Origin of the sequence: Streptomyces sp. NPDC048424 (assembly GCF_040651555.1) — a bacterium.
Lineage (GTDB): Bacteria > Actinomycetota > Actinomycetes > Streptomycetales > Streptomycetaceae > Streptomyces.
In genome coordinates, this window is record NZ_JBEZKE010000003.1 from 122,811 (window position 1) to 147,584 (window position 24,774).

Annotated in this window: 20 protein-coding genes; 13 read left to right on the top strand and 7 right to left on the bottom strand. The window is 72.8% G+C overall.

Annotated features, from left to right (window positions below; translation table 11 throughout):
* The 3 genes from hydA (at window position 1) to AB0D29_RS05410 (ending at window position 3,291) form a co-directional block, all read left to right on the top strand.
* The gene (gene hydA, locus AB0D29_RS05400) at window positions 1-1,401 is read left to right on the top strand and encodes a dihydropyrimidinase (RefSeq protein ID WP_362852256.1); all 1,401 of its coding nucleotides are present in this window, start codon (window positions 1-3) and stop codon (window positions 1,399-1,401) included.
* Window positions 1,402-1,419: 18 nt separating this feature from the next.
* Window positions 1,420-2,421: a TIGR03842 family LLM class F420-dependent oxidoreductase gene (locus tag AB0D29_RS05405; RefSeq protein ID WP_362852257.1), complete on the top strand. Its 1,002-nt coding sequence runs from the start codon at window positions 1,420-1,422 to the stop codon at window positions 2,419-2,421.
* A gap of 249 nt (window positions 2,422-2,670) precedes the next feature.
* Window positions 2,671-3,291, top strand: a complete 621-nt coding sequence (locus AB0D29_RS05410) for a VOC family protein (RefSeq protein ID WP_362852258.1) — start codon at window positions 2,671-2,673, stop codon at window positions 3,289-3,291.
* A 275-nt stretch (window positions 3,292-3,566) separates the two neighbouring features.
* On the opposite strand, the gene AB0D29_RS05415 is transcribed toward AB0D29_RS05410, so the two are convergent.
* The gene (locus AB0D29_RS05415; RefSeq protein WP_362852259.1) at window positions 3,567-4,985 is read right to left on the bottom strand and encodes an MFS transporter; all 1,419 of its coding nucleotides are present in this window, start codon (window positions 4,983-4,985) and stop codon (window positions 3,567-3,569) included.
* A gap of 141 nt (window positions 4,986-5,126) precedes the next feature.
* Between AB0D29_RS05415 and AB0D29_RS05420 the strand changes: the two genes are divergently transcribed.
* From AB0D29_RS05420 to AB0D29_RS05435, 4 genes are all read left to right on the top strand, one after another.
* Window positions 5,127-5,948, top strand: coding sequence for a helix-turn-helix transcriptional regulator (locus AB0D29_RS05420; RefSeq protein ID WP_362852511.1), 822 nt, complete (start codon window positions 5,127-5,129; stop codon window positions 5,946-5,948).
* Window positions 5,949-6,059: 111 nt separating this feature from the next.
* Window positions 6,060-6,884, top strand: a complete 825-nt coding sequence (locus AB0D29_RS05425) for an inositol monophosphatase family protein (RefSeq protein ID WP_362852260.1) — start codon at window positions 6,060-6,062, stop codon at window positions 6,882-6,884.
* 113 nt (window positions 6,885-6,997) lie between these two features.
* Complete coding sequence (locus tag AB0D29_RS05430) at window positions 6,998-8,416, top strand: NAD(P)/FAD-dependent oxidoreductase (RefSeq protein ID WP_362852261.1); 1,419 nt, start codon at window positions 6,998-7,000, stop codon at window positions 8,414-8,416.
* Between the two features lie 60 nt (window positions 8,417-8,476).
* The gene (locus tag AB0D29_RS05435) at window positions 8,477-8,995 is read left to right on the top strand and encodes an O-acetyl-ADP-ribose deacetylase (RefSeq protein WP_362852262.1); all 519 of its coding nucleotides are present in this window, start codon (window positions 8,477-8,479) and stop codon (window positions 8,993-8,995) included.
* A gap of 19 nt (window positions 8,996-9,014) precedes the next feature.
* Here AB0D29_RS05435 and AB0D29_RS05440 read toward each other — a convergent pair whose 3' ends face one another.
* On the bottom strand, window positions 9,015-9,494 hold the full coding sequence (locus AB0D29_RS05440) for an Lrp/AsnC family transcriptional regulator (protein WP_362852263.1): 480 nt from the start codon (window positions 9,492-9,494) through the stop codon (window positions 9,015-9,017).
* Window positions 9,495-9,629: 135 nt separating this feature from the next.
* On the opposite strand from AB0D29_RS05440, the gene AB0D29_RS05445 reads away from it, so the two are divergent.
* Complete coding sequence (locus AB0D29_RS05445) at window positions 9,630-10,655, top strand: DMT family transporter (RefSeq protein ID WP_362852264.1); 1,026 nt, start codon at window positions 9,630-9,632, stop codon at window positions 10,653-10,655.
* Window positions 10,648-11,865, top strand: a complete 1,218-nt coding sequence (locus AB0D29_RS05450; protein ID WP_362852265.1) for an aromatic amino acid transaminase — start codon at window positions 10,648-10,650, stop codon at window positions 11,863-11,865. Before AB0D29_RS05445 ends, AB0D29_RS05450 begins: the two co-directional genes overlap by 8 nt.
* 68 nt (window positions 11,866-11,933) lie before the next feature.
* Here AB0D29_RS05450 and AB0D29_RS05455 read toward each other — a convergent pair whose 3' ends face one another.
* Window positions 11,934-14,483: a discoidin domain-containing protein gene (locus tag AB0D29_RS05455; protein ID WP_362852266.1), complete on the bottom strand. Its 2,550-nt coding sequence runs from the start codon at window positions 14,481-14,483 to the stop codon at window positions 11,934-11,936.
* A 229-nt stretch (window positions 14,484-14,712) separates the two neighbouring features.
* Between AB0D29_RS05455 and AB0D29_RS05460 the strand changes: the two genes are divergently transcribed.
* Window positions 14,713-16,779 carry a SpoIIE family protein phosphatase gene (locus tag AB0D29_RS05460; protein WP_362852267.1) on the top strand — a complete coding sequence of 689 codons (2,067 nt, stop codon included), beginning with the start codon at window positions 14,713-14,715 and terminating at the stop codon, window positions 16,777-16,779.
* Window positions 16,780-16,794: 15 nt separating this feature from the next.
* Here the strand turns inward: AB0D29_RS05460 and AB0D29_RS05465 are convergent, their stop codons facing one another.
* Together AB0D29_RS05465 and AB0D29_RS05470 are read right to left on the bottom strand one after the other, a co-directional pair.
* The gene (locus tag AB0D29_RS05465) at window positions 16,795-19,575 is read right to left on the bottom strand and encodes a SpoIIE family protein phosphatase (RefSeq protein ID WP_362852268.1); all 2,781 of its coding nucleotides are present in this window, start codon (window positions 19,573-19,575) and stop codon (window positions 16,795-16,797) included.
* Between the two features lie 169 nt (window positions 19,576-19,744).
* Complete coding sequence (locus tag AB0D29_RS05470; protein WP_362852269.1) at window positions 19,745-20,893, bottom strand: glycerate kinase; 1,149 nt, start codon at window positions 20,891-20,893, stop codon at window positions 19,745-19,747.
* A 143-nt stretch (window positions 20,894-21,036) separates the two neighbouring features.
* On the opposite strand from AB0D29_RS05470, the gene AB0D29_RS05475 reads away from it, so the two are divergent.
* From AB0D29_RS05475 to AB0D29_RS05485, 3 genes are read left to right on the top strand one after another with little or no spacing between them, the layout of a single operon-like run.
* Window positions 21,037-22,758 carry a BCCT family transporter gene (locus AB0D29_RS05475; protein WP_362852270.1) on the top strand — a complete coding sequence of 574 codons (1,722 nt, stop codon included), beginning with the start codon at window positions 21,037-21,039 and terminating at the stop codon, window positions 22,756-22,758.
* Between the two features lie 18 nt (window positions 22,759-22,776).
* Window positions 22,777-23,277, top strand: a complete 501-nt coding sequence (locus AB0D29_RS05480) for an NUDIX hydrolase (RefSeq protein ID WP_362852271.1) — start codon at window positions 22,777-22,779, stop codon at window positions 23,275-23,277.
* Between the two features lie 35 nt (window positions 23,278-23,312).
* On the top strand, window positions 23,313-23,741 hold the full coding sequence (locus tag AB0D29_RS05485) for a hypothetical protein (protein ID WP_362805526.1): 429 nt from the start codon (window positions 23,313-23,315) through the stop codon (window positions 23,739-23,741).
* A gap of 21 nt (window positions 23,742-23,762) precedes the next feature.
* Here the strand turns inward: AB0D29_RS05485 and AB0D29_RS05490 are convergent, their stop codons facing one another.
* Window positions 23,763-24,152 (bottom strand): SHOCT domain-containing protein, encoded by a 390-nt coding sequence (locus AB0D29_RS05490; protein ID WP_362852272.1) that lies wholly within the window; start codon window positions 24,150-24,152, stop codon window positions 23,763-23,765.
* 96 nt (window positions 24,153-24,248) lie between these two features.
* Complete coding sequence (locus tag AB0D29_RS05495) at window positions 24,249-24,773, bottom strand: methylated-DNA--[protein]-cysteine S-methyltransferase (protein WP_362852273.1); 525 nt, start codon at window positions 24,771-24,773, stop codon at window positions 24,249-24,251.
* Between the last annotated feature and the right edge of the window lies 1 nt (window position 24,774).

Consider the following 24,774-nt stretch of genomic DNA (forward strand, 5'->3'; position numbering starts at 1 on the left):
ATGAGCATCCGCACCCTGGTCCGCGGCGGCCTCGTCATCACCGCCGCCGACGAAGTGCACGCGGACGTCCTGATCGAGGACGGCCGCGTGGCGGCCCTCGCCGCACACGGCTCCGCGGCCGCCGAGGCGTGGACGGCCGACCGTACGATCGACGCGAGCGGGAAGTACGTGATCCCGGGCGGGGTCGACGCCCACACCCACATGGAACTCCCCTTCGGCGGCACCTCCGCCTCGGACACCTTCGAGACCGGAACCCGGGCCGCCGCCTGGGGCGGCACCACCACCATCGTCGACTTCGCCGTGCAGAGCGTGGGCCACTCCCTGCGCGAGGGACTCGACACCTGGTACGCCAAGGCCGACGGCAACTGCGCCGTCGACTACGCCTTCCACATGATCCTCTCGGACGTCAACGAGGGCACCCTGAAGGAGATGGACCTCCTCGTCGGGGAGGGCGTCACCTCGTTCAAGCTGTTCATGGCCTACCCGGGCGTCTTCTACAGCGACGACGGGCAGATCCTGCGCGCCATGCAGCGGGGTGCCTCCAACGGCGGGCTGATCATGATGCACGCCGAGAACGGCATCGCGATCGACGTCCTCGTCGAACAGGCCCTGGCGCGCGGGGAGACCGACCCCCGCCACCACGGCGAGGTCCGCAAGGTGCTCCTCGAAGCCGAGGCCACCCACCGCGCGATCCAGCTCGCGCGGGTCGCCGGCGCGCCGCTGTACGTGGTCCACGTCTCGGCGGAGGAGGCGGTGGCCGAGCTGGCCGCCGCCCGTGACAAGGGCCTGCCCGTCTTCGGGGAGACCTGCCCGCAGTACCTGTTCCTGTCCACCGACAACCTCGAAGAGCCCGATTTCCAGGGCGCCAAGTACGTCTGCTCCACTCCGCTGCGTCCCCGCGAGCACCAGGCGGCGCTGTGGCGGGGGCTGCGGACCAACGACCTCCAGGTGGTCTCCACCGACCACTGCCCCTTCTGCTTCCGTGGCCAGAAGGAGCTCGGCCGCGGGGACTTCTCCAAGATCCCCAATGGACTGCCCGGCGTGGAGAACCGCATGGACCTCCTCCACCAGGCCGTCCTGGACGGGCACATCAGCCGCCGCCGCTGGATCGAGATCGCCTGCGCGACCCCGGCCCGGATGTTCGGCCTCTACCCACAGAAGGGCACCATCGCGCCGGGCTCCGACGCCGACATCGTCCTTTACGATCCGCACGCCGAGCAGGTCATCTCCGCCGAGACGCACCACATGAACGTGGACTACTCGGCGTACGAGGGCAAGCGGATCACCGGACGCGTCGACACGGTGCTGTCGCGCGGCGAACTCGTCATCGACCAGCGCGAATTCACCGGCCGGGCGGGTCACGGGGCCTTCATCCCCCGCTCCACCTGCCAGTACCTGTAAGCGTCAAGGAGCCGCCTCATGGACTTCGGCCTCGTCCTGCAAACCGACCCGCCCGCCTCGCAGGTCATCAGCCTCATGCGCCGCGCCGAGCGCAACGGCTTCCGCTACGGCTGGACCTTCGACTCCGCGGTGCTGTGGCAGGAGCCGTTCGTCATCTACAGCCAGATCCTGGAACACACCCGCAAGCTGCACGTGGGCCCCATGGTCACCAACCCGGGCACCCGCACCTGGGAGGTCACGGCCTCCACCTTCGCCACCCTCAACGACATGTTCGGCAACCGCACCGTCTGCGGGATCGGCCGCGGCGACTCGGCGATGCGGGTCGCCGGGCGCAAACCCAACACCCTGGCCCGGCTCGGCGAGGCCATCGACGTCATCCGGGACCTCGCCGAGGGCCGCGAGGCGCTGGTCGACGGCAACCCGGTCCGGCTGCCGTGGGTCCGAGAGGGCCGGCTGCCGGTGTGGATGGCGGCGTACGGGCCGAAGGCCCTCGCCCTGGCCGGGCAGAAGGCGGACGGGTTCATCCTCCAGCTCGCCGACCCGTACCTCACCGAGTGGATGGTCAAGTCGGTCCGCGAGGCCGCCGCCGAGGCCGGCCGTGATCCGGCGGAGATCACCATCTGCGTGGCGGCCCCCGCGTACGTGAGCGAGGACCTCGCGCACGCCCGCGACCAGTGCCGCTGGTTCGGCGGAATGGTCGGCAACCACGTCGCCGACCTCGTCACCCGTTACGGCGAGCACTCCTCGATGGTCCCCGACGAGCTCACCGAGTACATCAAGGCCCGTCAGGGCTACGACTACAGCCACCACGGCCGCGCCGGGAACCCGTCCGCGGACTTCGTCCCCGACGAGATCGTCGACCGCTTCTGCCTCCTGGGCCCGGCCGAGGCCCACATCGAGAAGCTCCGGGTCCTGCGCGACCTCGGCGTCGACCAGTTCGCCGTGTACGACATGCACGACGCGCGCGAGGCCACGATCGACGCGTACGGCCAGTACGTCATCCCGGCCATGGACCGCTGAAGCGGACCGGTCTCCCCGACGGTCGTCCACCCAGCCCGAGGGCATCGGGCCGGGTGGCGGCCGCGGCCCGGATCGAAATCCTGTGGCGGCAGCGCTGCTGCCCGGCTTCGACCAGGCTTTCCCCGCCGGGACCGACGATGATCGATCCGCTCCACGGCTGAATCCACGGCGGACGCGGCCGGGCCGCGTGCGTGGCGTCGGGATTTGTACGGGTCGTCGGGTGATGATGCCGCAGTGAGACTTGATCACGTGTCCTATGCGGTGGCCCGCGACAGCTTCGTCTCGACCGTCCAGTGGATCGGTTCGGCCCTCGGCGCCGGGTTCGTCGACGGGGGCGTGCACCCGCGGTTCGGCACCCGCAACTTCATCCTCCCGCTGAGCGGCGGCACCTACGTCGAGGTCGTCACCACGCTCGACCACCCCGCCGCCGACCGCGCACCCTTCGGCCAGGCGGTCGCGCGCCGCGCCGCCGAGGGCGGCGGCTGGCTCGGTTGGGTGGTCTCCGTCGACGACATCGCCCCGGTCGAGGCCCGCCTCGGCCGCACCTCGGCCGAGGGCCACCGTGTCCGCCCCGACGGGTTCGACCTGAGGTGGAAGCAGATCGGCCTCTTGGAACTGCTGGAGGACCCGCAACTGCCCTACTTCCTCCAGTGGTTGGTCCCCACCGAGGAGCGCCCGAGCGCCGACCCGCGCACCTCCAGCACCATCCACGGGGTCTCCATCGCCGGCGACGCCGCCTCCATCGCCGAATTCCTCGGCGAACCGGCCGACCACCCCCTCGACCAGATCGACGTCACCTGGGTCGAGGACGAGGAACCGGGCCTGGTCTCGGTCGAGTTCGCCACCGCCAACGGCCCGGTCACGATCTGACCGTGCACGGCCCCCGGCCACGCCGAGGCGGCCGTCCCCCCGGCTTCGACAGGACCTAGGCCCTGTCCGGGCGATCTTCGCGGGCCCGCGACGTTCCCCCAGCTACCGCTGGGAGGTGCCCCCAGGCACGGCACCTCGCCGCGTTGTCGGAGCGCGCGAGTACGGCCAAGTACGAGCTGCGCTCCTCCGCCTTGCGATGCACCGCGCCTGGGGGCACCTCCCAGCGGTAGCTGGGGGAGACGCGGCCTGATCCACGAAGATCGCCCGGACAGGACCTAGGCCTTGCGGCGGCCAAGACCGAGGCCGAGGGCCACCAGGAGGGCCGCCGCGATCACGATCGCCGCGTCGACCGCGAGGACCGTGCGCACCCCGTCGAAGAGCGAGGCCCCGGTGGTGGCCAGCACCCCGAGCAGCGGGATGCCGATGGTGATGCCGACCTGCTGGGTGGTGGTGACCAGGCCGGTCGCCAGGCCCTGCTCCTCGTCGGGCACGCCGCTCGTCACCACCACTCCGTACGAGACGATCGCGCCGAGGTGGCACATGCTGGCCAGCGAGACGGCCGCGGTCGCCAGCAGGGCGCCCGACCCCGTGCCCACGCCGAGCAGTACGACGCCCAGCAGGCCCTGGCCGAGCAGCGAGCCGACCAGGGTGCGGCGGGCACCGAAGCGGCCGATCACCTTCGAGGCGTACGAACCGGCCAGGACGGAGGCGATGCCCTGGACGCCGAAGACCAGACCCGTACGGAAGGACGACAGCTCCAGGGTCTCCTGGAGGTAGAGGGTCAGCACGAAGACGGCCGTCGACATCATCGAGAACGTCACCAGACCGCCGATGTTGCCCCAAGCGATCGTGCGCCGCTTCAGCATCGGCAGCGAGACCAGCGGGGCCGGGGACTTCGACTCCACCGCCACGAACGCGGCGAGCAGGGCGAGTCCGGCCACCAGCGTGCCCCAGACGTCCGGCTCGCCGAAGCCGCGCTGGGCCGCCGTCGTCAGGGCGTAGATCAGCGCGAGCAGTCCGCCGGTGACGGTGACGGCGCCGGGCACGTCCAGGCGCGGCCGCTCGGCGGTGCGCGATTCCGGCAGCAGGCCCGGGGCGAGGACGAGGACGACCACCGAGGCGACCGCGAGCAGGCCCATCGTGGAGCGCCAGCCCAGGGTGTCGGTCATGACGCCGCCGAGTACCATGCCGACGGTGAAACCGAGGGAGAGCAGGGTGCCGGAGATGCCCAGCGCCTTGTCGCGCAGCGGGCCCTCGGGGAAGGTCGTGGTCAGCAGGGACATGCCGGTGGGCACGATCACCGCCGCGCCCAGCCCCTGCAGCGCGCGCCCGGTCAGGAAGGACGCCGGGTCCCAGGCGAGGGTCGCGAGCACCGAGGCCGCGCCGAAGAGCGCGAGGCCGGTGAGGAACAGCTTCTTGCGGCCGTACAGGTCGGCGATCCGGCCGAACAGGAGGAGGAAGCCGCCGGAGGGCAGCGCGAACGCGGTGACCGCCCACTGGAGGGCGGACCGGTCGAGGCCCAGGTCCTCGCCGAGCACCGGCAGGGCCACGTTCAGTACGGAGAAGTCGAGCGCCACCATGAACTGGGCGGCGCAGAGGACGAAGAGGACCAGCCGCGCCCGTCCGGAGAGCCGGGTGTCGTCGGGGGTCGCCGGGCGGGGCCCGGTGGTCGTGGGGTGTGTGTCGATCGCCATGGCCACCACCTTCGTGGCCCGGGAATGTCCGTGCAGAGTGGGAACTTATCCTGTTGGCGGCACCACCAGGCAGCCGAACAGGGGGACTTTGTGGCCACAGCGACCGATGCGCACCGTCGGACGGAACTGCGCGAGTTCCTGATGAACAGGCGCGCGCGGATCACCCCGACCGAGGCCGGCCTGCCGGACGGCGGGGCCCGTCGGCGTACCCCGGGCCTGCGCCGCGAAGAGGTGGCCGTGCTCGCCGGGGTCGGGGTCTCCTGGTACCAGTGGCTGGAACAGGGCCGCGACATCACGGTGTCCTCGCAGGTCCTGGACTCGGTGGGCCGGGTGCTGAAGCTGACCAGCGCCGAGCGCCGGCACCTGTACGTGCTCGCCGGGCTCAACCCGCCGGCCCTGGAGGTCGCCCCGGACGACCGGGGCATGTGCGACGGCCTGAAGCGGCTGATCGACGCCTGGATGCCGTTCCCCGCGCACATCATGGACGTGTACTGGAACACCGTGGCGTACAACGACGCGGCCGCGCTGGTGTTCGGGATGCGTCCGGAGATCGTGCAGAACTGCCTGATCGCCTTCTTCACCGACCCCATCTACCGGTCCCGCGCGGCGCACTGGGAGCGGATCGCCTGCGTGGTGGTGGCCCAGTACCGGGCGGCCTGCTCCGAGAACCCCCACGACGAGGGCTTCCGGGCCGTGATCGAGGAGGCGCGGGAGCTCAGCCCGGAGTTCGCCGAGCTGTGGGACCGCGGTGACGTCCGGCCCGGCGGCCAGATGGAGAAGCAGATGGACCATCCGGTCGCCGGCGCGCTGTACGTGGAGTCGACGCAGCTGCGCGTGCCGGCCCGCCCCGACCTGGCGATCGTGCTCCACACCCCGCTGCCGGGCACGGGCACGGCCGAGAGGCTGGAGTGGCTGGCCTCGCCCGAGGGCCGGCGGGCGTCGATGTTCCCGCTCGCCGGCTGAATCCCGGAGGGGTCCGGCCCGGGGCGGTTCACCCGGCGGCCACCCGGTGGCCAGGCGGACGTCCGGGAATGGCGGTGGGGTTTGTCGGCCGGTCGTGCTTTGCTGGGGGGCATGATCGATGAGTTCCTGGCCCATGGCCTGTCCGATGTGGAAGAGGCCGTCCGCAAGGCGGCGGCGATCGAGATCATGCCGAGATTCAGGCAGCTCGCCGAGCACGAGGTCGACGAGAAGAGCGGCCCCCACGACCTGGTGACCGTCGCCGACCGCCGGGCCGAGGAGCACCTCACGGCCTCCCTGACGCGGCTGCTGCCCGGTTCGGCCGTGGTCGGCGAGGAGGCCGTGCACGCCGATCCCACGGTGTACGAGGCGCTGCGCGCGGACGCGCCGGTGTGGATCGTCGACCCCGTGGACGGCACCCGCCAGTTCGTGAACGGTGACCCGGCCTTCTGCACGCTGGTGGCGCTGGCCGTGCGCGGGGAGATCCTCGCCTCCTGGACCTTCGCCCCGGCGCTGGAGGAGCTGGCGACCGCCGTGCGCGGGCAGGGCGCGTACGTCAACGGCGAGCGGATCCACAGCGGTTCGCCGGAGGCCGGCGCCGAGCTGCGGGTCGCCATCGCGCACCCGCTGTACACCTCCGACGAGAACAAGCGGACGCTGGCCCGGCTGGACGTGCCCGGGGTGGCGGCCAGGCCGTGCGGTTCGGCGGGCCTGGAGTACCTGAAGGTGGCCCGCGGCGAGATGGACGGCCTGGCCTTCACCTGGCCCTCGGCCTGGGACCACGCGGCCGGACTGCTGCTGGTCGCCGAGGCCGGCGGGGCGCAGAGCACGGTCGACGGGGTCCCCTTCCGGGTGGACCGCGACAACGCGCTGCCGTTCGCCGTCGGACGCGACGAGGCCACCGCCGTACGCATCCGGGAGCTCCTCCGGGGGGCTTAGGCGGTGTCCCCGCGGACCGGACGGCATCCCGGCCGGTCATAGGGGTGTCCGGCCCGTGGCGCGGGGCGCAATATCCTGGAGGCGCAGGGCCGCCGGAGACGAAGGAGTCGCAAGTGCCGTCGATTTTCGATGTGGTCGTGGTGGGGGCGGGGCCCAACGGGCTGACCGCAGCCGTCGAACTGGCCCGGCGCGGCTTCTCGGTGGCCGTTTTCGAAGCCGCCGACACGGTGGGCGGCGGCGCCCGGACCGAGGAGCTCACCCTCCCCGGCTTCCGGCACGACCCGTGCTCGGCGGTGCATCCGCTGGGAGCCGGCTCCCCGGTCTTCGCCACGATGCCGCTGAAGAGGTACGGGCTGGAGTGGCTGCACGCGCCGCTGCCGATGGCGCACCCCTTCGACGACGGCACGGCCGCCGTCCTGTCCCGCTCGGTCGCGGAGACGGCGGCGTCGTTCGGGCCGCGGGACGCGGGGGCCTACCGTCGTCTGGTCGGCCCGTTCCTCGGCAAGTGGGACACCCTGGCCCGGGACTTCATGTCCCTGCCGAGCACCGCGCTGCCGCGCGATCCCGTCACCCTCGCCCGTTTCGGGCTCGCCGGGCTGCCGCCGTCCACCTGGCTCCTGCGCCGCTTCCGGGACGAGCGGGCCAGGGCCCTGTTCGCGGGGCTCGTGGCCCACGTCATCGCTCCGCTCGGCGGGATCGGCACCGGAGCCGTCGGCCTGGTCTTCGCGCTGGCCGCGCACGCGAACGGCTGGCCGATGGCGCGCGGAGGCTCGCAGTCCGTCTCCGACGCGCTCGCCGCGTACCTGCGCGACCTCGGCGGGACGATCCACACCGGTTTCGAGGTCAAGCGGCTCGACGACCTCCCGCCGGCCCGGGCGTACGTCTTCGACACCTCGCCGACCGCGCTGGCCCGGATCGCCCGGCTGGGGCGCGCCTACGACGGCTACCGGTACGGCGCCTCCGTCTTCAAGATCGACTACGCGCTGGACGGCCCGGTCCCGTGGACCGCCGAGGAGCCGCGCCGCGCCGGCACCGTCCAGATCGGCCCGCGCACCCGTGACATCGACGCCGCCCTCCAGCTGGCCTCGGGCGGCCGGGCCCCCCGCAACCCCTTCCTCATCACGGCGCAGCCCAGCCTGGTCGACCCCGGCCGGGCCCCCGAGGGCAAGCACGTCTTCTGGGCGTACGGGCACGTCCCCGCCGGCTGGGACGGCGATCTCACCGAGGCCGTCGAGAGGCAGCTGGAGCGCTTCGCCCCCGGTTTCCGCGACCTGGTCCTGGCCCGCGCCACGGCCGGCCCGCCCCAGCTCGCCGCCCGCAACCCCAACTACATCGGCGGGGACATCGCCTGCGGCGCCGCCTCGGGCCTCCAGCTGCTGCTGCGCCCGAAGATCACCCTCTCCCCGTACACGACGGCCCACCCGGCGGTCTTCCTCTGCTCCTCGGCGACCCCGCCGGGCCCCGGGGTGCACGGCATGTCCGGCCACAACGCCGCCAAGGCCGTCTGGCGCCACCTGCGCAACGACGCCTGACGGCGGTTCGACGCCGCACCCGCGTCCCGGGCGCAGTGCCGCTCGCGAAAGGAGCTCCCGATGGTCCGCATTTCCCTGGTGCTCGGCGACATCACCGCCGAGAAGGCCGACGCGATCGTCAACGCGGCCAACTCCTCGCTCCTCGGCGGCGGCGGGGTGGACGGCGCCATCCACCGCCGAGGTGGGCCGGAGATCCTCGCGGCCTGCGAGGACCTGCGGCGCTCGCACTACGGCAAGGGCCTGCCCACCGGCCGGGCCGTGGCCACCACGGCCGGCCGGCTCGCCGCCGGGCACGTCATCCACACGGTGGGCCCGGTCTGGTCGCGGGAGGAGGACCGGTCGGAGCTGCTGGCCTCCTGCTACCGCGAGTCGCTGCGGGTCGCCGACGAGCTGGGGGCCCGTACGGTCGCCTTCCCGGCCATCTCCACCGGCATCTACGGCTGGCCCATGGACGACGGGGCGCGGATCGCGGTGGAGACGGTGCGGGCGGCCCGGACCGAGGTGCAGGAGGTGCGGTTCGTCCTCTTCGACGCGGCCGCCTTCGCCGTCTTCGAGGCGGCGGTCGAGGACTCCCGGTAGGCCGTGGCGACGAGACGGCCTAAGCGCGCCGTGACGCGCCAGGGGCGGGCCGCGGATAGGTGCGGGTCTGCTTCACGCTGCCGTACGCGAAGCTCGACTCGATCGAGGCGATCCCCGGGATGGCGTGGATGCGGTGGCGCACCAGGGCCTCGTAGGCCTCCAGGTCCTCGATGACGACGCGGAGCAGGTAGTCGCTGCTGCCCGCCATCAGGTAGCAGTCCTGGATGTGCTCGATGACGGCCACGTGCTCCTCGAAGAGCCGTACCGCCTCCGCCGTGTGGCGTTCCAGGCGGATCCGCACGAAGACGGTGACCGGGAGCCCGAAGGCCACCTGGTCGACCATGGCCGTGTAGCCGCGGATCAGGCCCGCCTCCTCCAGCCGCCGGACCCGGCGCAGGCAGGGGGAGGGGGAGAGCCGCACGCGGTCGGCCAGGTCCTGGTTGGACAGGCGTCCGTCGGCCTGCAATTCCCGGATGATCTGCAGATCGACTGCGTCCACGGCCACTCCTTGGCAGATTCTGCCCCAAACGTATGTCCGAGCGACAGAACTGGCAATCGGCTGCCCCGCCCGAAGCCCTAGCGTTGCCCTGGAACGGACCGGACCGGTCCGAGTCCCAGAGGCTGGAGCATTTCCTTGGTCGCGACGCACACCACCCGGGCGACCCAGCCTCACGATGCGGCGGGCCCGCGGGCCGGACACCCCGGCCGGCGCGGGCTCTCCCCGCGGCTTTCCCCGCGCCTGTTCCTGCGCCGCTCCCTGCGGCTCTCCCCGCAGGCCGAGGGGCTGCTCGCCCTGCTGGTGACCGTGGCGATCTGGGCGGCCTTCGCGCTCAGCGCCCGCGCCCTGAGCGCCTCCTCCCTGCTGCCCGCCGACGCGGCCCTGCTGCGCTTCGGCGTTCCCCTCGTCGTGCTCCTCCCCGCCCTGTGGCGGCGCCGTCGCCGCATCGCCGCGGTACGGCCCGGAGCCGCAGTCAAGATCATCTGCGGTGCGGGGGTGCCCTTCTTCCTCGCCGCGATGCACGGCGGCGCCCTGACCTCCGCCGCCTTCGTCGGCTCGATCGTCCCCGGGATGGTCCCGCTCTTCGTCTCCGCGATCATGATCCGCCGCGGGCACGGGGTCCCCCGCGGGACGCAGGCCGCCGGACTCGCGCTGATCGCGGCCGGTGTGGCCGCCCTCGTCTGGCGCTACGTCGTCCCGGTGGACACCGACGTGCTCGCCGGCTCCGGCATCCTCCTGGTCGCCAGCGGCCTGTGGGCCCTCTACACGGTGGGCCTGCGCGAGGTGGACCTCGATCCCGTCGGATCGATCGGACTGCTGTGCCTGCCCTCCTTCGCCGTCATCGGAGTCCTGGTGCTGACCGGGGTGCTCCCGACGGGCCTCGCGCACGCGGCGGGCAGCGACATCGCCCTCTTCCTCGTGGTGCAGGGCCTCGGCGTCGGGCTGTGCGCCGGCCTGCTGTACGCCTTCGCCATCCGCCGGCTCGGCGCCGAGCGCAGCTCCGTCGTCGGCAGCCTCAGCCCCGTCGCCGTCGTCCTGCTCGCCGTCCCCCTGCTCGGTGAGACCCCGACCCTCGCCGTGCTCGTCGGCGTCCCCCTGATCACCGCCGGCGTCGTCCTCGCCAACCGCCGCCCCCGACCCGAGGTTCCCGCAGATGCTTGAGCTCCTCCCCCCGCCGCCCACCGACCCGCTGTGGGACCTGACCTACGAGTTCGGCAGCGACGAGCGGCCCGAACGGCTGAACCTCGTCCTCGGGGTCTACCGGGACCAGACGGGCACCACTCCCGTCATGGCCGCCGTGCGCGAGGCCGAGATGCGCCTGGCGGAGCGCTCCGAGTCCAAGGAGTACCGCGGGCTCTCCGGGAACGCCGCCTTCAACCGCTCCCTGCTGGACCTGGTGCTGGGCCCGGACGGGCCGGCCGACCGGGCCGCGGCCGTCCAGACCGTCGCCGGATCCGGCGCACTGCGGCTGCTGGCCGACCTGATCTGCCGGACCCGCCCGGGCACCACGGTGTGGATCAGCGATCCGGCGTACGTCAACCACCGGCCCATCCTGGAGGCCGCCGGGCTGCAGGTCCGCACGTACGGCTGGCGCGACGCCGAGGGCGGCTTCGACACGGCCGGCGTCCTGCGGGAACTGCGCGAGGCCCGGCGGGACGACGTGGTCCTCCTCCAGGGGTGCTGCCACAACCCCACGGGCGTGGACCCGCTGCTCGACGACTGGGAGGCGCTGGCCGACTCCGCCGCCCGCGGTGGCTGGGTGCCCTTCGTGGACCTCGCCTACCACGGCCTCGGCGACGGCCTGGAGGCCGACCTGCTGGCCACGCGGATGCTGGCGGCGCGCGTCCCGGAGATGCTGATCGCCGTCAGCTGCTCGAAGAACTTCGGCCTCTACAGCGACCGCGTCGGCTGCGCCATCGTGCTCGGGTCCTCCGCCCAGGCCGTGCGGCACGCCGAGACGGCCCTGCAGAACGCCGCCCGGACGCTGTACTCGATGCCGCCCGAGCACGGCGCGGCCGTCGTCACCACGATCCTGGAGGACCAGGGGTTGCGGGCCGCCTGGCGCGCGGAACTGGACGTCATGCGGGGCCGGATCATGGCCAACCGGGCCGATCTGATCGCCCACCTGAGCGCCTTGGGCTGTGCCGAGCAGGCGCGCTCCCTCGCCCGGCAGAAGGGCATGTTCTCGATGCTGCCGCTCACCGCGCCGCAGATGCTCCAGCTGCGCAGGCAGTACGCGGTCTACGGCACGACCTCGGGGCGTATCAACATCGCGGGCATCCCCGCGCACCGCATCCCGTGCCTCGCCCGGGGCATCGCGGGAGTCCTCGGCGCGACCGACCCGGCCGGCTACGCCGTGCGCACGGCGTAGCCGAGGAGAAGCGGTGCCCGGCCGCGACGACGGCCGGACACCGCTCGGAGTCACCCGGAATCAACCGGTCAGGAGACGGTGAGGAACTTGGCGATGCTCGGGACCCCCTGGGCGTCGAGGGCGAAGAGCATGTAGGTGCCCGGCAGGACCACACCCGTGTCGGAGGGAACGGACACCGTGTAGGAGCCGCCCCCGTTGGCCGTGGACACCAGTGGGACCCGCCGCTGGTCGTTGTCGGTGGAGTGGGTCGCGGCGGCCGCCCGCATCAGGACGAAGGAGGCCACCGGGCCCTCGGTGCTCACGGTGAGCGAGGTGCCGGGCGCCGTCCTGGGGGGCACGCCTGCGGAGATGACCGGACGCGGCTTCGGCGATCCGTCCGCGTTCAGCAGGTACGGCGGGGTGAACACCGCCCCGTCGGCGTGGTTGGTGGCGCAGTCACCGCACAGGCCGCCGCCCCCGGAGAAGATCCGCCCGTCCGGCAGCAGGTTGGCCACGCTGTGGTAGTTGCGCGGCACGGCCATCGAGGCGAGCGGGGTGAAGACCCCGGTCGCCGGGTCCCACAGCTCGGGCGTCAGCACCGAGGTCGCGTCGCTGAACGGCACCGGACGGGCCTGCCCGCCGAAGACGGCCACCTTGCCGTCGGGCAGCACGACGCTGTTGCTGAAGGCGCGGGCGTGCTCCATGTCCCCGGTACGGGCGGCCTGGGCCTGGTCGCCCGTGACGCTCACGGTGTAGGCGCGCCGGGTCGCCGGGCTGTCCTGGTAGGCGGGCGAGCCGCCCAGGGTGAGCAGCTTGCCGATGTCGTAGGAGACGGCGTTGCCGGTCATGGCGTCCTGGCTGTCGGCCCGGGTGCCGGCGGGGGTGATGCCGCCCTGTCCCGTGGTCGAGATCCAGTTCATCTGCTTGCTCGGACCGAGCTGGAGCACCTTGCCGCCCGAAGTGGCGTACAGCCACATGTGGTTGTCGGCCCGGTAGGGTCCGGCCGGGTCGGCCGTCAGGGCCGGGACGGCGGAGACGCCCGGGAGCCTGCGCCAGGTACGGGTGTCCGGCGACCAGGCCTCACCGGCCTTGTCACCCGCCGCCCCGCTCCAGGAACCGCCGAGGACGAAGGCCTCGCCGGTGGAGAGCAGCGTCATGGCCTGGTAGCCGCGGGCGATGTTCATGCTGGTGGTGGCGGACCAGGCGTCGGTGGCCGGGTCGTAGATGCTGGCCTTCTCCGCGTTGCTGCCGCCTGTGACCAGCACCCGGCCGTCGGCCAGCATGGCGATGCCTGGGCAGAACATGTCGTGGCCGGTGTTGTCGATGCGGCGCTGGGTGACCTTGCCGGTCTTCAGGTCCAGGATCGCGGTCTGGGTGTAGCCGTTGCTGCCGCCGAAGCGGTCGACCGCGTACGCCGACCAGGCCAGCAGCTTGTCGCCGGGGAGGACGGCGGTGGCCACGGGCACCAGCGGGAAGCCGGTGATCCGGCCCCAGGAGCCGTGGACGGCCGGGCTGGCCGGCCCGCTCAGGCGGATCTCACCGGCGGAGGTCCACGGGCCGCGGCCGCCGGCCTCGCTCGTCACGGTCAGCCGTACGTACCGGGCGTGCTCGGCCCGGGTGAAGGTGGCGGTCTTGACGGTGTCGTCGTCGCGCCAGGTGCCCGAGGCCACCGGTGCGGCGAAGGTGAAGCCGTCGGTGCTGGTCTGGATGCTGTAGGCACCCGCCCGCCCGTTGGGCCCGTCCGCGCGCGGGTGGTAGACGAGCGCGGAGACGACCGACGTGCGGTGCATGTCGATGGTGAGGGTGTGGGGCAGGGGAGTGGGCGTGCCGCTCCACTTGCTGTGCCAGAGGGTGCCGGTGTTGCCGTCGAGCACGTTGGCCGCGCGGCCGTTCTCGCCGCCGGTCTCCTCGTCGCTCGCGGTGGCCGTCCATCCGGTGCGGGACAGGTCGACGGTGGCCGCGGGAGTGCCGGGGTCCCCCAGCATGTCGATCTCGGCGGCGGAGCTCCAGGGCCCGCGGCCGCCGGCCTCGGTGAGGGCCGTCAGGCGCACGAACCGGGCGCCCTGCGGGGCGAAGCCCAGCGTCTTGGCGCCGGCGTCGTCGGCGAGGGTGCCCGTGGCGACCGGGGTTCCCCAGCTCTGTCCGTCCGTGCTGAGGCTGATGGCGTACTCGCCGACGCGCCCGTTGGGCCCGTTCGTGCGGGGGTGGTAGACGAGCGCGGAGACGACCGAGGTCTGCCGCATGTCGATGGTGAGGGTGTGCGGGAGCGGGGTGGGCGTGCCGCTCCACTTGCTGTGCCAGAGGGTGCTGGTGTTGCCGTCGAGCACGTTGGCCGCGCGGCCGTTCTCGCCGCCGGTCTCCTCGTCGCTCGCGGTGGCCGTCCATCCGGTCCGGTCGAGGACCGGAGCCGTGGGTTCCATGGCGTTCGCCGGAGCGATGCCGTGGTGCGGTGACTGCTTCGCCGTCTGCTGGTCCTGGGGCACGGGCGTGGGCCGTGGGGCCGGGGCCCGGCCGGCCGCCGTGCTGGAGACCCCGAGCCACGGGGTCAGGCCTATCAGCAGTGAGCCGAGGCCGAAGGCTATGAGCAGGTGGGAACGGCGTAACAGGCGTGGAAAGGCGAATAAGCGCCTGGACTGCAATCTGACCTCCTGGGGCGACGGGACGTGCCCCAGAGAACATAGGTCAGATCAATCGCAACTCTCCTGGAAAGAGGGAGAGTTGGCGTGAAGCGGCATTGCCGTCGAAATGTGCCCGTACGCGCCGGCCTCCCCTGCCGCCCGGGGCCCGGCCGGAGTCTGGAGGCCCCGCGCCGATGCCTCGGATAGGGTGAATCGGTAGGAATCAGCCCCCCGGGGTGAGGTCGGTGCATTGGACACTTACCAGTCGACCAGCGAGGTGCCGGAACAGCCGGTGGCGGCTGTCGGGTACGCGGGCGTGCTCCGCGAGCTGCTGCCGATCGCGCTGTGGCGCGAGGACGCCGACGGTCGCATCGTCGAATGGTCGCTGGCCGCCCAGGACCTGCTCGGGCACCGCCCCGAGGACATCATCGGCCGCCTCGGCACCGCCGTCCTCGTCCCCGACGCCAACCGGGAGCTCGCCGGCCAGCTGACCCGGCGCGTCCAGGCCGGCGAGACCGTCGTCGGCACCCTGCCCGTGCGCCACCGCGACGGCCACCGCGTCCCCATGGAGATGTGGATCGTGCCCGCCGTCGACCCGCAGGGCCGCATGGGCGCCATGCTCATCGCCGTGGAGACCACCGAAGTCCTTCACATGCGGGACTCGCTCGCCGCCCTGCAGAGCCTCTTCACCCAGTCGCCCATCGGCCTCGCCACCCTCGGCCCCGACCTGCGCTTCCTCCGGGTCAACGACGCGCTGGCCCGGATGAACGGCGTCTCCGCCGCCGAGCACCTCGGCAGACGGCTCACCGAGGTGGTGCCCGGGGTCAACGCCGTCGCCCTGGAGGCGACGATGCAGCAGGTCCTCGACCGGGGCACCGCGGTGGTCGACGTCCGCCGCACCGGGCGGACCCCCGCCGACCCCGAGCACGACCGGACCTGGTCCTGCTCGTACGCCCCGCTGCTCGACGGATCCGGCCGGGCACTCGGAGTGATCGCCTCCCTCATCGACATCACCGAGGCCCAGCAGGCGCAGGCCGAGGCCGAGAGCGCCCAGCGCCGGTTCGCGCTGCTGGCGGAGGCGGGCACCCGCATCGGAACGACCCTGGACCTCCAGCAGACGGCCGAGGAGATCGTGGAGGTGCTGGTGCCGCAGCTCGCGGACTCGGCCGACGTGCAGCTGCTGGAGGCGGTACTGGGCCCCGACGAGGGCGCCGTGGCCGCCGCCTCCACCCGCGGGCTCCTGCGCCGCCTGGCGGCCCGCTTCCCCGACCCGACGGCCCCCACCGCCAAGCTCACTCCCGGCCAGACCTTCCAGATCCCCGTGGGCACCCACTACGAGCGGATCGTCACCGAGGGCCGGCCCCTGAACCTCTACGTGTCCGACATCCCGGCGCTGATCACCTCCCCGCGCGCCGACGCCCTGCGCGCCTACCTCGCCACCCTGGGCTCGGCGCGGCTGGTCCCGCTGGTCGCGCGCGGCACCGTACTCGGCGCGGTCACCGTGACGCGCACGCGCGACAGGGAGCCCTTCGACGAGCAGGACTGCGTCCTCGTCGACGAGCTGGTCGCCCGCGCCGCCCTCAACATCGACAACGCCCGGATGTACACCCGCCAGCGGGAGGCGGCCCTGACCCTCCAGCGCAGCCTCACCAACAGCGCGCTGCCCGAGGTCCCCGGCCTGGTGCTCACCGGGCGCTACCTGCCCGCCAGCGACCACGACGTCGGCGGCGACTGGTTCGACGTCATCCCCCTGTCCGGCGGCCGGACCGGGCTGGTCATCGGCGACGTCATGGGCCACGGGATCCACGCGGCGGCCGTCATGGGACAGCTGCGCACGGCGGTACGGACCCTCGCGCGCCACGAGGTGTCCCCGGAGCGGATGCTCGGCTCGCTGGACGCCGTGGTGGCCGACCTCGGCGAGGACGAGATGGCGACCTGCGTGTACGCCGTGTACGACCCGGAGTCCGGAGGCTGTGTCATCGCCCGCGCCGGCCATCCGCCGCCGGCCGTGGTCGCCACCGACGGGACCGTCTCCTTCCTCGACGGGCCGCCCGGCACCCCGCTGGGCACCGGCGGGCAGGAGTTCCGCACCGAGGAGGTGCGGCTGCCGGCGGGGAGCCTGCTCGTGCTCTACACCGACGGCCTCATCGAGGCCCGGGACCGGGACCTCGACCAGGGCATGGACCAGCTGGCGCAGGCCCTGCGCCGGCCGGAGCAGCCGCTGGAGGAACTGTGCGACGGGATCCTGCGCTCCCTGCTGCCGTGCGCCCAGCAGGACGACGTGGCGGTGCTGCTGGCCCGTACCCGGCCGGTGTGACGGGGGCCGGTGCGTTCACCACGCCATGCCCTCCAGGGCGTCCAGGTCCGGCGGGTCCGCCTCCCGCGGCTCCCCGCCCCCGGTCAGGGGCAGCTCGGCCCAGATGACCTTGCCCCGCTCGGTGTAGCGGGTGCCCCACCGCTCGGCGTACTGGGCGACGAGGAACAGTCCCCGCCCGCCCTCGTCGGTGGTGGCCGCGTACCGCAGGTGCGGGGAGGTGCTGCTGCCGTCGGAGACCTCGCAGATGAGGGTGCGGTCGCGCAGCAGGCGCACCCGGACGGGCGCGCTCCCGTAACGGATGGCGTTGGTGATCAGTTCGCTGAGGATCAGCTCGGTCGTGAAGGAGATCTCCTCCAGCCCCCAGGCGGCGAGCTGCGCGGAGCCCGCGTTGCGCACGCGCGAGACGGCCGAGGGCTCGCCGGGCACCTCCCATTCGGCGATCCGGTCGGCCTCCAGGCGCCGGGTGTCGGCGATCAGCAGGGCGATGTCGTCGCTCGGCACCGGGAACAGCATCGCGGCGAGCACGTCCGCACAGGCCTGCTCCGGGCTGCGGCCGGGCCGCGACAGGCTCTCGCCGAGCAGGCGCAGCCCGGCGTCGAAGTCCCGGTCGCGGTCCTCCACGAGGCCGTCGGTGAACAGCACCAGCCGGCTCCCCTCGGGCAGCGTGAACTCGGTGGCCTCGAAGGGCATGCCCCCCACGCCGAGCGGGAGCCCGGCGGGCAGCTCGGGGAACTCCACCTGCCCGTCGGGGCGGATCAGGGCGGGCCCGGGGTGCCCGGCGCTGGCCATCGCGCACCGCCCGGAGACCGGGTCGTAGACCGCGTAGAGGCAGGTGGCGCCGGTGATCGCGGCCGGTTCGGGCACCCCCTGCGGGTCCTCCCCGTCCTCGCCCCGGCCGTCCCCGGTCTCGTCCTGGTCGATCCGGTTGATCAGCTCGTCCAGGTGCCCGAGCAGCTCGTCGGGCGGCAGGTCCAGGGTGGAGAAGTTGTGCACGGCGGTCCGCAGCCGGCCCATGGTGGCCGCCGCGTGCACCCCGTGCCCGACGACGTCCCCGACGACCAGGGCCACCCGGGCGCCCGGCAGCGGGATCACGTCGAACCAGTCCCCGCCCACCCCCGCCATCGCGGGCAGATAGCGGAAGGCCACCTCCACGGCGTTCTGCTCGGGCAGCACCCGGGGCAGCAGACTGCGCTGGAGGGTCACGGCCATCGCGTGCTCGCGGGTGAAGCGGCGGGCGTTGTCGATGGAGACGGCCGCGCGCGCACCCAGCTCCTCCGCGAAGGACAGGTCCTCCTCGTCGAAGGGATCCGGGGTGTCGGCCCGCCAGAAGTTCGCCATGCCCAGGACCACGCCCCGCGCCTGGAGCGGTACGGAGATCAGCGAGTGGAGGCCGTAGTCGAGGGCCTCGCGGGTCCCGGTCTCGTCCTGGGCCCGCCAGCCCATGGCCGCGTTCAGATCGGGCGCGAGCACCGCGTGCCCGGCGTCCAGGGCCGCCGCCATCGGGGCCGTGGGCACGACGAAGCGGATGACGTCGCCGACCGGCTGGAGCGGCGAGTCGGCGCGGACGCCGGTGATGGCCGCCCGGCGCATCTCGGAGTAGACGCCGGAGGGCTCGTCACCGCGCAGCACCGGCTCCAGCAGCTCCACCGTGACGAAGTCCGCGAAGCGCGGCACCGCGACCTCCGAGAGCTCCTCGGCGGTCCGCACCACGTCCAGGGTCGTCCCGATCCGCACCCCGGCGTCGTACAGCAGCTGGAGCCGGCTGCGGGCCACCTCGGCCCGGCCGGAGAGCGCCGCGAGCTCGGTGGAGTCGCGCAGGGTCACGACGCTGCCGGTGGGCCGCCCCTTGTACGGCTTGGTGGGCCGTACGTTGACCGCGAGCAGCCGGTCGCCCGCCAGGTGCACGTGGTCCGTCACGACCCGGCCGGAGGCGAGCAGCTCGGTGGTGCGCGGGTCGAGACCGAGATCGGCGACGGCGCGTCCCTCGGAGTCCGGCGTCAGGTCGAGGAGCCGGCGGGCCTCGTCGTTGGCGAGGACCAGCTTGTGGTCCGCGCTGATGATGAGCACGCCCTCGCGCACGGCGTGCAGCACGGCCTCGTGGTGCTCGTTCATCCGGGTCATCTCGGCGGGGCCCAGGCCCCGGGTCTGGCGCCGCAGCCGGCGGCTGACCAGGGCGGCGCCCGCGGTGCCGAGGAGCAGGCCGCCCGCGGCGGCGCCGAGGAGGAGGGGCAGCTGGCCCTCGACCACCATGGAGACGTTCTCCACCTCGATGCCGGTGCCGACCAGGCCGACGACGGCGCCTTCGGCGTTCCGTACGGGGACCACGGCCCGGACGGCGTCGCTCGGCTCGCCCGTGAAGGTCTCCGTGAAGGACTGGCCGGAGGCGGCGCGGCTGAGGTCGCCGGTGGCCCGCCGGCCGATCAGTTCGGGCCGCGAGTCGGTGTAGCGGATCCCGTCGGTGGACATCACGGCGACGAAGTCGACCCCCGAAGCCCGGCGGGCGGCCTCGGCCAGCGGTTGGAGCGTGGCGGTCGGATTCCGCGAGGCCAGCGCCGCCGCGAGACCGGGGGAGTGGGCGAAGCCCTCGGCGACCGCGAGCGAGCGGTGGCGCGCGTCGCGCTCGCTGTCGTACCGGGCCTGGACCACCAGGGCCGCCGCGGCAGCGGTGATCAGCAGCACCACGATCACCGCCTGGAGGGCGAAGACCTGACCGGCGACACTGTGCGCCCCCAGGGACAGGTGCCCGAGGAGGCGCGAGCCCCACCCGGTCGCCTGGCGACCATTACGTCCGGTCATGAGCCATTTCTAACACTGTCCGGGCTTTCGGGGGCGGCTGCCGGGTCCTCGTGATCACGGGCGTTCGGCTGCTCCGGGCGTTCTCCCGGCCGCCGCACCCGCCTTCCGTACGGCCGAGGCCCGGACCCCCGGGCCGGGGGTCCGGGCCTCGGTGGCCGTGCCGGGCGCCTCAGAGGACGTCGGCGGCGATGTTGGCGGCGACCTGCTCCAGCAGGGGACCCGCGTTCGGGATGGACTTCGCCGGGTCGGGCTCCAGGTCCGTGAGCGGGTACGCCTTGCGGATGCCGGCCCCCTCCAGGGCCTCCTGGCTCAGCAGCAGCCGCCCGCAGACCGCCACCACCGGCTTGCCCGCCGCGCGCGCCGCGGCCGCGACGCCCGCCGGAGCCTTGCCGTGCAGGGTCTGCTCGTCCAGCGAGCCCTCACCGGTGATGACCAGCGTGGCCCGCTCCAGGGCCGGGGCGAAGCCCAGCACCTCCAGCATCAGCTCGATGCCGGGACGGAACGTGGCACCGAGCAGCAGGGCGCCGTAGCCGATGCCGCCCGCGCCGCCCGCACCCGGGAGCACCGCGCACTCGGCGGCCTTCGCGCCGATCGACTTCTCCAGCACCACCGCGAAGTGCGCCAGCGCCGCGTCGAGCGTCGCCACGTCCTCGGGCGAGGCGCCCTTCTGCGGTCCGTAGACCGCCGCGCAGCCCTTCGGGCCGGTCAGCGGGTTGTCCACGTCGCTCGCGAGGACGAATTCCACGTCCGCGAAGCGCGGGTCGACGCCGGACAGGTCCGCCGAGGCCAGATCGGCCAGTGCGCCGCCGCCCGGACCGACCGGTTCGCCGTTCGCATCCAGGAACACCGCGCCCAGCGCGGCCAGCATGCCGGCGCCGCCGTCCGTGGTGGCACTGCCGCCCACACCGAAGACGATCGAGCGCGCGCCCGCGTCCAGCGCGGCCTTCAGCAGCTCGCCCGAGCCGTACGTGGTCGCCGTCAGCGCGGCGAAGGTGCCCGCCGGAAGCAGCTGCAGCCCGGAGGCCTCCGCCATCTCGACCACCGCGGTGCCCTCGCGCAGCGCGAAGGCGGCCGTGACCTGGTCGCCGAGGGGTCCGGTGACCCGTACCTCCCGGCGCTCGAAACCGGCCGCCACGGCGGCCGCGACCGTACCGTCGCCGCCGTCCGCGACGGGGAGGGTCTCGATCTCCACGCCCGGTACGGCCGAGCGGAGTCCGGCCGTCACCCGCTCCGCGACCTGAACGGCCGTGAGCGAGCCCTTGAATTTGTCCGCGGCGATGAGCACGCGCGCGGCCTCAGTTACTGCTCCGTCCGTCACCTTGCTATTCCCTTGCTATCGAACAGTGCAGTCGCGCCGCCATGAGCTTATCCGGAGGATCCTCCTATGCCCATGAGTGGCCTGGGCCACACCCGGCGCGCCATGCCCCTAAATAGGGATATACGCCTGCATAGTGTGGCCGCATGAGCGCGGAATCACTGGAACAGCCACGTCCGGACACCCCGGGAGGGGGATCCGACGGCCCCGTGGACGGCGCGCCCGACCGCACCGTCGTCACCGTGGGCGTGATCGCCGTGCTGGCCGTCGTCGCCTGGGCGGCCCTCGGCAAGGACTCCTTCGACACCGCGTCGAGCACCGCGCTCGCCTGGGTCCTGAACAACTTCGCCTGGCTGTTCGTCATCGCCGCCGACACCTTCCTCGTCATGTGCGTCCTGCTCGCGATCAGCCGCTTCGGCCGGATCCGCCTCGGCGCCGACGACTCCGAGCCCGAGTTCACCAACCTCGCGTGGATCGCGATGATGTTCAGCGCCGGCATGGGCATCGGCCTGATGTTCTACGGGGTGGGGGAGCCGCTCACCCACTACCTGGCCCCGCCGCCCGCCTCCGGAGCGGCTCCCGGAACCGGCGCCGCCGCCCTCGCGGCCATGGAGTACTCCTTCTTCCACTGGACCCTCACCCCCTGGGCCATCTACGGCATCGCGGGCCTGGCCCTGGCCTACGCGACCTTCCGCAAGGGCCGCGGCAACCGCCTCAGCTCCGCCTTCGTCCCGCTGATGGGCCAGGAGCGGGCCGACGGCCCGGCCGGCAAGGCCATCGACCTGCTCGCCGTCTTCGCCACCGTCTTCGGCACCGCCACCAGCCTCGGGCTCGGCGCGCTCCAGGTCTCCAAGGGGCTCAGCCTCACCACCGGCATCGAGGACTCCACCACCGTCGAGCTGATCATCATCGGCTCGCTGTCGGCGGCCTTCGTCCTCTCGGCCTTCTCCGGCCTGCACAAGGGGGTGAAGTGGCTGAGCACCATCAACATCGTGCTCGCCGCCACCCTGATGCTCTTCGTCTTCGTGCTCGGCCCCACCGTCTACATCCTCGACGTGATCCCCTCCAGTGTGGGCGGGTACGTGAGCGAGCTCGTGTCCATGGCCACCCGCACCGGCGCCTTCACCGACTCCGCCTGGCTCGGCGCGTGGACGATCTTCTACTGGGCGTGGTGGCTCTCCTGGGCCCCCTTCGTCGGCACTTTCATCGCCCGCATCTCACGCGGCCGCACCATCCGCGAGTTCCTCGTCGGCGTGCTGCTCGTGCCCAGCGGGGCCACCGTCGTCTGGTTCTGCGTGATGGGCGGCACCGCCATCCGCCTCGACTCCACCGGAGCCGTCGACTTCGCCCTCAAGATCAAGGACGGTACGGAGGCCTCGCTCTTCGCGATGCTGGACGCCCTGCCGCTGTCCACGGTCACCTCCTGGGTGGCGATGCTCCTGGTCATGACCTACTTCGTCACCAGCGCCGACTCCGCCTCCCTGGTCATGGGCTCGCTCACCAGCCGCGGCTCCCTCAATCCGCCCACCTGGCTCGTCGTCACCTGGGGCGTACTGATGGCCGCCGTCGCCGCCGTGCTGCTCGTCGCGGGCGGTCTGAAGTCCCTGCAGACCGCCACCATCCTGGTCGCGCTGCCCTTCGTCATCGTCATGCTGCTGCTCTGCTGGGCGCTGGTGAAGGAACTCCGCGAGGACCCCGGCGCCGGACCCGCCCGCCACCACGCCCTGCACGGCATGCGGGACGCCGTCCGGGCCATGGTCGGCGACGTCATCACCGAGCAGGAGGCCGCCCGCCACCCGCGGCTGCGACGCGTCGCCGAGTCCAAGGGCCAAGGCCGCGAGGGCGGGCCCGGCGGCCCCGCCGCGTGATCTCGGTAGGGTGGCGGAGTGACCACCACGGATGACTTCGCCACGTACATCGCGAGCCTGCCCCGGGTGCTGGCCGGCGCGGCCGCCCTCTACCGGGACGCCGAGGGCAGGGTCCTGCTCGTCGAGCCCAACTACCGCGAGGGATGGACCCTGCCGGGCGGCACCATCGAGTCGGACGAGGGCGAGTCCCCGCGTACCGCCGCCCGCCGCGAGAGCGCCGAGGAGATCGGCCTCGACCTCCCGCTCGGCCGGCTGCTCGCCGTCGACTGGTCCCTCGGCGAGGGCCGCCCGCCGCTGGTCGCGTACGTCTACGACGGCGGCGTGCTCGACGCCGGACAGCTCGCCTCGATCAAGCTCCAGGAGGAGGAGCTGATCTCCTGGCGGCTGGTCGACCCCGCCGAACTCACCGCCTACCTCCCCGGATCGCTCGGCCGGCGCACCGAAGAGGCCTGCGGGGTCCTGCTGTCGGGCGAGGGCACCGTGGAACTGGAGAACGGCCGCCGCCCGGGCGTTTCGTAACACGAGGCCTACTGCGAGCAGGACAGAATCAGCTGATGATCACGATGTACGCCTGGCCCAGCACCGCCGACGGGCCCGACGCCCTTCCCATGGTCCACTTCACGACCGACCAGCAGTCCGCCGGCGAGGTGACCCCGGAGGGGATGCCCGTCTGGATGTTCGACACCGCGATCCGCGAGGGCGGCTGGTCCCGGTTCACCGACTTCGACGGCTGGTCCGTGCCCGCCACCGAATGGCGGGCCCTGTACCGCCGCGAGGACGACCTGCTCGCCGTCAGCGGTCCCGGATCCTGCGAGGGCTGGTACGAGGGCAACCTGGGGGCCGACGCCGACTGGGTGGCGGCGGCCGCCGCCCAGCAGAGCGTGGTCCTGCTCGCCGCCCCCGTCCAGCACCCCTCGCTCTACAGCTACGCCGTGGAGGCGGGCGCGGCCTTCGCCCTGCTCGTCCCGCTCCTCGTCGTCTGACCCCGGAAGGGGGAGCGCGGGTCAGGCCAGGAGCTTGGCCTTGGCGCGGTCGAACTCCTCCTGGGTGATGTCGCCCTTGTCCTTCAGGGCGGCCAGCTTGTGCAGCTCGTCCGCCGAACCGCCGCCGGGGCCCGCCGTCTTCTGGACGTACTCCCGGAAGGCCGCCTCGTTGTCCTGCGCCTGCTTCAGGTCCCGCTCGCCCATGCTCCTCCCGCGGGCGATGAGGTAGACGAACACGCCGAGGAACGGCAGCAGGAGCACGAAGATGAGCCATCCCGCCTTCGCCCAGCCGCTGAGGCTGTGGTCACGGAACAGGTCCGTGATGACCTTGAAGAGCAGGAAGAACCACATGATCCACAGGAACAGCCACAGCATCGTCCAGAAGACGTTGAGAAGTGGGTAGTCGTCCATACCCGGCTCCGATCTTGTAGCGGTCCTTCCTTCATACGCCCGCCGCGACGACTGCGCATGCGGAGCGGGACCGGAAGGACCGCGGCAGGACGCCCCCTAGAGCAGCCGGTCCTGGAGCGGCTCCCCGGACTCGAAGGCCAGCAGCCGCACCTTCCGGTCGAGCCCGCCGCCGTAGCCGGTCATGCCGCCCGAGGCGCCGATCACCCGGTGGCACGGCACGATGATGCCGACCGGGTTCTTGCCGTTGGCCAGACCCACCGCGCGCGAGGCGTTCGGCTTGCCCAGCCTGGCCGCGAGCTCCCCGTACGACCAGGTCTCGCCGTACGGGATCCGTACGAGCTGCTCCCAGACGCTGCGTTGGAAATCGGTGCCCTCCAGACGGAGCGGCAGGTCGAACTCGGTGCGCTCCCCGGCGAAGTACGCGGCCAGCTGGCGCACGACTTCGGGGAAGGGCTCCTCGGTCGCGGCGACCCGCTCCCCGAAGGACTCCTCGGCCGGCCGGTGGCGCTGCTCCGTCATGTAGAGGCCGCTGAGGACGCCGTCCGTGGCGACCAGGGTGAGCGGGCCGTAGGGGCTGTCGACGACGGCGTGCTGCTTGCCGCTGATCACGGTGTCTCGCATG

Bases quoted from the DNA above. Each gene is read 5' to 3' on its own strand.
- AB0D29_RS05475 (WP_362852270.1), top strand. From the start codon at position 21,037: ATGAGCGCGGAATCACTGGAACAGCCACGTCCGGACACCCCGGGAGGG.
- AB0D29_RS05465 (WP_362852268.1), bottom strand. From the start codon at position 19,575: ATGACCGGACGTAATGGTCGCCAGGCGACCGGGTGGGGCTCGCGCCTC.
- AB0D29_RS05425 (WP_362852260.1), top strand. From the start codon at position 6,060: ATGATCGATGAGTTCCTGGCCCATGGCCTGTCCGATGTGGAAGAGGCC.
- AB0D29_RS05495 (WP_362852273.1), bottom strand. From the start codon at position 24,773: ATGCGAGACACCGTGATCAGCGGCAAGCAGCACGCCGTCGTCGACAGC.
- AB0D29_RS05420 (WP_362852511.1), top strand. From the start codon at position 5,127: ATGAACAGGCGCGCGCGGATCACCCCGACCGAGGCCGGCCTGCCGGAC.
- AB0D29_RS05415 (WP_362852259.1), bottom strand. From the start codon at position 4,985: ATGGCGATCGACACACACCCCACGACCACCGGGCCCCGCCCGGCGACC.
- AB0D29_RS05485 (WP_362805526.1), top strand. From the start codon at position 23,313: ATGATCACGATGTACGCCTGGCCCAGCACCGCCGACGGGCCCGACGCC.
- AB0D29_RS05435 (WP_362852262.1), top strand. From the start codon at position 8,477: ATGGTCCGCATTTCCCTGGTGCTCGGCGACATCACCGCCGAGAAGGCC.
- hydA (WP_362852256.1), top strand. From the start codon at position 1: ATGAGCATCCGCACCCTGGTCCGCGGCGGCCTCGTCATCACCGCCGCC.
- AB0D29_RS05450 (WP_362852265.1), top strand. From the start codon at position 10,648: ATGCTTGAGCTCCTCCCCCCGCCGCCCACCGACCCGCTGTGGGACCTG.
- AB0D29_RS05490 (WP_362852272.1), bottom strand. From the start codon at position 24,152: ATGGACGACTACCCACTTCTCAACGTCTTCTGGACGATGCTGTGGCTG.
- AB0D29_RS05405 (WP_362852257.1), top strand. From the start codon at position 1,420: ATGGACTTCGGCCTCGTCCTGCAAACCGACCCGCCCGCCTCGCAGGTC.